Raw genomic sequence first — 7,006 nt, 5'->3', positions numbered from 1 at the left:
TATTCTCTACATTGGCGCGGGTGCGGTGGCGGCGGGGGGCGTCTTCAGCCTGATCCGATCGCTGCCAACCATCTGGCACGGCCTCCAGGTTGGCTTGCGCGATTTCGGTTTGGGCGGCAGCCGCGGTCGCGACGAGCTGTCGCGCACCGACCGCGATCTGTCGATGAAGTTCGTCGCCATCGGCATCGTGGTCCTGCTGGCGGCGATTGTTGCGGCCACGCCGCTGCACATGAACGTGCTCGGCGCGCTTCTCATCGTGATCTTCGGATTTCTGTTCGTGACCGTCTCGTCGCGGCTCACCGGCGAAATCGGTTCGTCATCCAACCCGATTTCCGGCATGACGGTGGCGACGCTGCTGTTCACGTGTTTGATCTTCCTTATCGTGGGCTGGACCGGAGGCGGGTATTTCGTCGCGGCGCTGTCCATCGGTGGGATTGTCTGCATCGCGGCTTCGAATGGCGGTTCCACGTCACAGGATTTGAAGACCGGTTACATCGTGGGTGCGACGCCCAGGTACCAACAGATCGCGATTCTGTGCGGCGCATTTGCTTCCGCGCTGGTGCTCGGTTCAGTGCTCCAGGTGTTGAACGACCGGGGGACGGTCTATGTGCCGATTGCGCAGGTCGCGCCCGACCTGCGTACCGATGCGTCCAAACTGACGGCGCGGGAAGGCCTGCGCAACGAGCAGGCCCGGGACGATGCGAGGAAGGATTACCTCGTCTGGTATAACACCGACCCTGCCGTCGCACGTGAAGGGAAGTATCTGGTGGACGACTCGGGCAGGGCGATCTGGTACGTGGATCCCGGCATCAACGGCTCGTTCACCGAACTCCCCGGCGGCGGCAAGGTGCAAAAGTTTTCGGCGCCGAAGGCGACGTTGATGAGCTACATCATCAAGGGCATTCTCGGCGGCCACCTACCATGGACGCTCGTGCTGCTGGGGGTGATGATTGCTGTAACCCTGGAGATGTGCGGCGTTTCCTCGCTGGCGTTCGCCGTGGGGGTCTATCTGCCCCTGTCGTCGTCAGCGCCCATCTTCGTGGGCGGCATGGTGCGGTGGCTTGTGGACTGGCGAATGCGCCGGAAACTCGGGTCGGCAGACATCTCGGCCGACCAGTTTGCCGCCGAGACCGACAAAAGCCCCGGCGTGTTGTTGTCGTCGGGTTACATCGCGGGCGGCGCCATCGCGGGCATCATTATCGCGGTGATGAGCGGATTGCTCATGCATGTGAACGACCAGATCGCCAAATGGTCCACCGACCAAAACCCGTTTTATTCGGCGGCGGATTGGAACGGCCTTCGGGCCGACGTCTTGACCCTCATCCCGTTCGTAATCCTGATTGTTCTCCTCTGTTTGACCGGTTGCGAACGGCTTTTCGCCGCCAAACCTCCGGCTGCCGGGGCCGCGGGCTAAAATCTGCTTTGAAATTCCACGGATTCCCGCCAACATCCGCCTTCGCTTTGTTGCGAACTGTAGCGGCGGTCCATGACCGCCGCTGCTTTTTCGGAAGAGAAGTTTCCAGCGCTCATCGAGCGCCGCTACACACGACATGAAACGCACGCATCATTGCAACGAACTGCGCCCGGCACACATCGGGCAGACGGTGATCCTGACCGGCTGGGTCCATTCCCGCCGCGACCTCGGCGGGTTGATCTTCATTGACGTCCGTGACCGAGAAGGCAGGACGCAAACCGTTTTCGATCCGTCCGATTTGCCGAAGGAACTCTTTGACCAGGCCGCCTCGCTTCGCAGTGAATGCGTCGTGGCGATTACCGGCAAAGTGAGAAAACGCCCCGCGGGCACGAACAACCCGAAAATTGCCACGGGCGAAATCGAGATCGGCGCGACGGGCCTGGTGGTCCTTAACATGGCCGACGTGCTGCCGTTTCCGGTGGATGATCCGGAAGTCGCCTCGAAGGTGAACGAGGAACTCCGCCTGCAATATCGCTACCTTGATCTGCGGCGTCCGGAAATGGCCCGCAATCTGCGCCTGCGTTCCAAGGTGGCGACGGCGACGCGCGTGTTCATGGATGAGCAGGGTTTCCTCGAAGTCGAGACGCCCATTCTGTTCAAGTCCACTCCCGAGGGCGCGCGGGAATTTCTGGTGCCGAACCGCCGCGACCCGGGCACGTTCTACGCGCTTCCCCAGTCGCCGCAGCAGTTCAAACAAATCCTGATGGTCGGTGGCGTCGAGCGGTACTATCAGCTCGCCCGCTGTTTTCGCGACGAGGACCAGCGCGCCGACCGCCAGCTTGAATTCACCCAGGTGGACATCGAAATGAGTTTCATCGAGCGCGAGGACATCTACCGCCTCATCGAAGGATTGCTCCGGAGTGTCTGGAAAGTCGCGCTGGGCACGGACATCGTGACGCCGTTCAACAAGGTCTCTTTCGAAGAAGCGTTGAACCGCTGGGGCATTGACAAGCCGGACACGCGCTTCGGCATGGAACTGGTGGACTTCACCGAGGAATTCCGCGCCAGCACGTTCAAGGTCTTCAGCGGCGCAGTCGCGAATGGCGGCGTGGTGAAGGCGCTCAACGCGAAAGGACTTGCGGGCGCGACGCAGGGTCAGATCGAGACGATGACTGAATACGCCAAGAGTTTCGGCGCGAAAGGTCTTGCGTTCATCAAGGTCGAAGGCGGTGAATGGAAATCGCCCATCGTAAAGTTTTTCAATGACACCGAGAAGGCCGCGTTGACGAAGAAGCTCGCCATCGAGGAAGGCGATTTGATTCTGTTCGCCGCCGACCAATGGCTCAACGCCTGCGAAATTCTCGGGAAGATCCGTCTCTACTGCGCGGACGTGTTGAAAGGGCAGGGGAAACTGACGATTGATCCGAACCGGTTCGACTTCCTCTGGGTTGTGGACTTTCCGCTGCTCAGTTTCGACAAGGAACAGAACCGCTGGTTTTCGAGCCATCATCCGTTTACCGCGCCGGTGGCGGAGGACATTCAGTTTCTGACGTCCGACCCGAAGAAAGTCCGCGGCCAGCACTATGACATTGTCGTCAACGGCACGGAACTCGGCGGCGGTTCGATTCGTATTCATCAGCCCGACGTGCAAAAGACCGTGTTCGAGCAGGTGCTCCAGATTCCGCCGGAGGAAACGAAGCTGCGTTTCGGCTACATGCTGGAAGCGTTTCGTTACGGCGCGCCGCCGCACGGCGGCATCGCGCTCGGCTTTGATCGCCTGATCGCGATTCTCTGCGGAACGCCGAGCATTCGTGATGTGATTGCCTTCCCGAAAACGGCCAAAGGCACGGACTTGATGACCGATTCACCCGCGCCAGTGACGCCGAAACAACTTCGCGATCTGCATCTGGAATTGAAGGCGGCGAAGAAGGAATGACGCGTATTAGGCGCGAATTACCAATTGTTCATTTTGGCCGAGGCGTTGGAACAGCTTCGTGCAATTCCCAAAGATTTGCGGCGGCAGACCGGAGAGCGGCTTCCGGTTTTGGAATCCAGTTTTGCCGGCGACATCAAGAAGCTGGTTGGGCGCAAAGACAAATAGGCTTCCGCGCTGGCCAACCGTCAGGTGCTTTTTCGTCTCGTCGGGAAACAGATTCAGGTGTATGCAATAAAGGACGGGAAAGCCTTATGAAAATTAGATTTGTCGTTTTCTCTTCGGTGGCAGCGATAACGCTGGCCGTCGTCTGTCTCATTGAATGGAAGGAAAACGCCGATCTCAAGCGGCGCGTGGTTTCGCTCCAGGAGAGCGTTCGGGAAAAAGAACAGGCGAAAGAAACCGATGAAAAAAAGTTGCAGAAATTGAAAGGGCAATCGGACGAGTTGAACCGGCAGTTGCAGACGTTGACCGGCGAATTGCAAACCCTGCGCGCGGCCGCGACGCCCGTACCCGGAGCCAACACTTCCACAGTGGAAGCACAAACACCGGCGGCTCCCGCTGGCGCGAAGAGCAAGGGCCTGATGGGCGATCTCCTGTCCAAAATGATGGACGACCCGAACATGAAGAAAATGATGCGCCAGCAGCAGGGCGCCATGATGGACATGATGTATGGCGGACTATTCAAGGACCTTGGCCTGACCCCGGAAGAAACGGACAAGTTCAAAGAACTGTTGCTGGATCGCCAGATGAAGGCTGTGGAGGCGGGCGGCGCGTTCATGAAATTGCAGGGAGCCGACACCGACAAGACCGAGGCAATGAATCAACTGGCGGCGCAGCAAAAGGAATCTGAAGCGGAGGTCAAGGCGTTCCTCGGCGACGAGCGCTACGCGCAATACAAGGATTATACTGAGACGATGGGAGAACGGATGACGTTGAACCAGTTCACGCAGCAATTGGCGGGCGGGCAGAATCCGTTGAACGCGGACCAGAGCAGTCAGCTTCTGGAAATCATGAAGCAGGAGAAGAAAGGTGTGACGCCGGTCTTCGGCGGGCCGGGCGCGGACGGGCCGGCCGATATGGCGAACTGGCAGGGGATGATGTCCGAGGACAAGATGAACGAGTATTTCAAGCAACAGGAGGAAATCAATCAGCGCGTGCTGGAACGGGCCAAAGCCGTCCTGACCCCGGAACAATTGGATGCCTTCGCGGCGCATCAGACGAGTCAGCTCTCGATGCAGCGAATGGGCATGACCATGGCGGCGAAAATGTTCGCGCCGCAAAAGTCGGACAGCGCAACGCCGACAAAGGGGAATCCTTGAAAAGGTTGAACGTCGCTACCAAATATTGCAACGACTGAAGCACTATGGAGAACCGTGCTATGACGCCGACATTTCCAAGAGGTGACAATGCCGCTTGAGCGAAAATCGACGCTTGGATATTTTCCCGTACCATATTGGAAAGCGACCGAAGACGCGTATAATAAGGCCGGATTGACTCCCATGATTAGCTACGATTCCAGATTGATCTAAGATAAAGCCTATGAAACGAATGCTTTGGGTTCTGATTGTTGCACTGACCGGGTTCGTTCGCGCAGACTGGGCACCACCCCCAAACCCGGATCCGAACAAGATCCTGGAACAGGCCAAAGCGGATGCCAAAGCGGGAAGGTATGAAGATGCGTTGGCGAAACACGTATGGTTTCACCTCAATGCGCTTAAATACCAGCCCTCCCTTTATGGCGTCCGTTTGTCGTTCGCATTAAGTGATTGGGCTGAGCTGGGCGCAGTATATCCGCCGGCACTCAAGAGACTGAAATCCATTCGAGATGAAGCGGACGCGAACATTCAGGCGGACAAGGCATCCTTCAATGCGTTTCACGATTTCACTTCGATCAACAATTATTTGAAAGAAGACGACAAAACCAAGGAGCTTTTTCTTTGGCTGGATGCGAACAATCCGAGCCTGGCCAAAAAGGTTTACGAGCTTGCTCAGCCAGCGCTTATCAAGGCCAAAGAGTATCACCTTTGCGGCAAATACCTTAACCCCGATACCCGAAAGATTCTGGATGGCTACGATTCTATCAAACGCATGGCCTCGGATCGCAATTTCGAAAAGATTGGTCCTGACGAAGTCAAGAGACTACAAGATCATGCTGAGAAAAACTTAAAAACCCAGACGGCCATACTCGTCGCCCTATTGGTTGTCAACGAGCGGAAAGCAGACGCCGACCGAATTGCGGCCGAAGTGGCGAAGTTGTGGGATGACCCGCAGTTCAACAAGCAACTTGAGAAGGCCAGAAACGGCGAAGTGCCTGCGCAGTTGCCCTGAATCGAACGAGTAAATCAGTGAGGCGATAGTAACGGAGCATGATCCTAGAGCATGAATAAGCATTTGAAGGGGGCAAGTCCATCTCGGCGCCTTAAATTCTCACGCGATGAACCCTATTTCCTTAACGTTGATCTGGAAATCACATCGACATCGAAACTTGACACCGTCATCGCTGAGATGAGCACGCGTGTGGTCGTGTTGTACTCGGGGCCAGCGGCGGGGAAGAAGAAGCACCTGCTTGTATTGGAGAGTTCTCGGCAGCACGGAGGACCGGACACCACCATTCACGCGCTGTGCTCGGTGATTGAGGCACTTTCTCCTGCCGCACGACGAATCTTGAACGCCGCACAGAAGGAGTTCGATGTTGGTTACGAGTTGCGTGCTTCCGAGCGTTCGTCTCGATTCACGCTACGCCCTGACACGTTAGAGCGCGTAGCGAGACTTGGAGCTGCTTTGGCCGTGAGTTACTATCGAGGTCGGTGCGATGATGACACCAAATAGAGTCGAGCCATGAACAGTATGTTAAAAAAGTCAGCGAGGCAACGCTGCCGAAACGCGATTCTAAAACATGAACGAGAATTTGAACAATGAGGCGCAGCCGACGATCGCGGCTGGACTGTGTCGTTTACCTGCTGCGCGCTGGCCACGTCTCTACATCGTGCAGCATTTGCTGCTAGGTTTCGGCATTGTTTTCGCATCATTCGCGTCGTTGTCGGGAACTCCAACAAAGAGTGCCGCCGGACCGGGGGTTATCCAGGTGAAAGACATTGACCCGGAGTCAGCCCATGTCTCCACCTCGCGGGGCGAGCCGGGTGCACAACTCCGTTTCCTGTTTCGCGCCAAAGACCCAACTCAAGCGCGCCGCATTTTTTTCGGGAGCAAAGAACGTCGCGTGCGCATCATGGATCGGAACTCGGTCATCATAGATACGAAGCTCACAGGCATAATCTCGCACCAAACCAAAAAGAGCGAGAACAAGGGAGGACTGGTCTTGTCGTTCGACACTCTCGAAGAGGCCAACAGAGCTGCAGTTGCCCTTCATCCATTTTTGAAATGAAATCCCCGTAGGCAACATCGAGCGTCAGCATGGCAGCTTTGAAATTCACATTTAACAAGTCCCTCGGACCGGTCACTATTCTCGTCGCTGGGCCAACCGCACTTGGTGTCGCGATCGTACTAGGCTTCATGATCTGGCTTCCTGAGCTACGTACTCCCTCGGACATTCTTTTTGGTTTCGGAGTCGGGATGGTCGCCGGGTTGGTCATCTTCGCTCCGATTGCTGCCGCCCTCTCATACCGTGCAAAGCTGGTCCGTTGGTTGGCTCCGCG

General features: G+C 56.8%; 7 protein-coding genes. All 7 read left to right on the top strand.

All coding sequences use genetic code 11. The annotated features are described in order from the left end of the window. Positions 1-1,414: OPT/YSL family transporter (locus tag VN887_16560; protein ID HXT41621.1), on the top strand; the 1,414-nt coding region annotated here is incomplete at its 5' end. Positions 1,415-1,550: 136 nt separating this feature from the next. Then, the gene (aspS, locus tag VN887_16555) at positions 1,551-3,350 is read left to right on the top strand and encodes an aspartate--tRNA ligase (GenBank protein HXT41620.1); all 1,800 of its coding nucleotides are present in this window, start codon (positions 1,551-1,553) and stop codon (positions 3,348-3,350) included. 251 nt (positions 3,351-3,601) lie between these two features. Further along, positions 3,602-4,669 (top strand): hypothetical protein, encoded by a 1,068-nt coding sequence (locus tag VN887_16550; protein HXT41619.1) that lies wholly within the window; start codon positions 3,602-3,604, stop codon positions 4,667-4,669. A 220-nt stretch (positions 4,670-4,889) separates the two neighbouring features. Then, complete coding sequence (locus tag VN887_16545) at positions 4,890-5,678, top strand: hypothetical protein (GenBank protein ID HXT41618.1); 789 nt, start codon at positions 4,890-4,892, stop codon at positions 5,676-5,678. A 51-nt stretch (positions 5,679-5,729) separates the two neighbouring features. Further along, on the top strand, positions 5,730-6,179 hold the full coding sequence (locus VN887_16540; protein ID HXT41617.1) for a hypothetical protein: 450 nt from the start codon (positions 5,730-5,732) through the stop codon (positions 6,177-6,179). A gap of 79 nt (positions 6,180-6,258) precedes the next feature. Beyond that, on the top strand, positions 6,259-6,735 hold the full coding sequence (locus tag VN887_16535) for a hypothetical protein (protein ID HXT41616.1): 477 nt from the start codon (positions 6,259-6,261) through the stop codon (positions 6,733-6,735). Between the two features lie 29 nt (positions 6,736-6,764). Then, positions 6,765-7,006, top strand: a 242-nt coding sequence (locus VN887_16530) for a hypothetical protein (protein ID HXT41615.1), incomplete at its 3' end; no start/stop codon positions are given.

Origin of the sequence: Candidatus Angelobacter sp. (assembly GCA_035607015.1) — a bacterium.
Taxonomy (GTDB): Bacteria; Verrucomicrobiota; Verrucomicrobiia; order Limisphaerales; family AV2; genus AV2.
Note: the sequence above shows the minus strand (reverse complement) of the source record. Positions and strands in the feature narration are given on the sequence as shown.

Coding starts and splice junctions, on each gene's coding strand:
- aspS (HXT41620.1), top strand. CDS start 1,551: ATGAAACGCACGCATCATTGCAACGAACTGCGCCCGGCACACATCGGG.
- VN887_16550 (HXT41619.1), top strand. CDS start 3,602: ATGAAAATTAGATTTGTCGTTTTCTCTTCGGTGGCAGCGATAACGCTG.
- VN887_16545 (HXT41618.1), top strand. CDS start 4,890: ATGAAACGAATGCTTTGGGTTCTGATTGTTGCACTGACCGGGTTCGTT.
- VN887_16540 (HXT41617.1), top strand. CDS start 5,730: ATGAATAAGCATTTGAAGGGGGCAAGTCCATCTCGGCGCCTTAAATTC.